Raw genomic sequence first — 1009 nt, 5'->3', positions numbered from 1 at the left:
GGCGAGTTCAACCGGTCAACGCACCACCACCGATAGGGGATCGTGGGTGTCATGGCCGGGTTGTCGAACGAGCAGCAGGAGAACGTCTGGGCGTTGTGGGCGAAGGGTGAGTCGATCAGGCTCATCGCCCGCACGATCGGCGTCAGCCAAACCCCAGTCCGGACGCTGCTGCGCCGCCATGGCGGAGTGAAACCGCCGCCGCGCGCCCGGAACCGGCGGCACCTGTCGCTGAGTGAACGTGAAGAGATCTCCCGCGGCCTCGCCGCCGGCTTGTCGTGCCGTGTCATCGCCGCTCGGCTGGGACGGCATCACACGAGCATCAGCCGCGAAGTCGCCCGCCACGGCGGCCCCGGCACCTATCGCGCGGCCAGCGCTGACGCGGGCGCGTGGCGCAACGCGCGCCGCCCGAAACCCTCACGTCTTCACCGCGACCCGGCGCTGTCGAGCCTAGTCGCGGCGAAGCTGGAACGAGGGTGGTCACCCACCCAGATCGCCCACTGGCTACGGCGCGAACAGCAGGATTCGTTGTCGCACGAGTCGATCTACCACGCCCTGTACACCGGCCAGATCCGTGCGCCACGACAGGGAAGCCTCCTGCGATCAGGGCGATCCCTGCGCCATGCGCGCGTCGCGAAACCCCGACAACGCCGCGGCGTGTTGCGGAACATGACCTCCATCCACGATCGACCCACCAGCGTCGAAGACCGGGCCGAAGTCGGCCATTGGGAAGGTGACCTCATCATGGGCCAGCGCCCATCAGCCGTGGCCACCCTCGTCGAACGCTCCACCCGCCTGGTGCGCGTCGTCGCCCTGCCAAACGGGTACAAGGCTGACGCCGTCAGGGACGCTCTCATCGAGAATCTCGCCGACATGCCGCCGCAGTTTCGTCGGTCGTTGACGTGGGATCGCGGCAGGGAAATGGCCTTCCACGACCAGGTGACGCACGCCCTGGGCATGCAAGTGTTCTTCTGTGACGCCCGTTCGCCATGGCAGCGCGGCACGAACGAAA

At 67.7% G+C, this 1009-nt stretch carries 1 protein-coding gene; it reads left to right on the top strand.

Features of this window, described 5'->3' with window-relative positions; translation table 11 throughout:
- Nucleotides 1–51: 51 nt before the first annotated feature.
- On the top strand, nt 52–1009 hold a 958-nt coding region (locus AX669_RS05305), incomplete at its 3' end, for an IS30 family transposase (protein ID WP_062257063.1).

The organism is Dermacoccus sp. CCH2-D9 (genome assembly GCF_001556795.1).
GTDB classification, from domain to species: domain Bacteria; phylum Actinomycetota; class Actinomycetes; order Actinomycetales; family Dermatophilaceae; genus Dermacoccus; species Dermacoccus nishinomiyaensis.
Note: the sequence above shows the minus strand (reverse complement) of the source record. Positions and strands in the feature narration are given on the sequence as shown.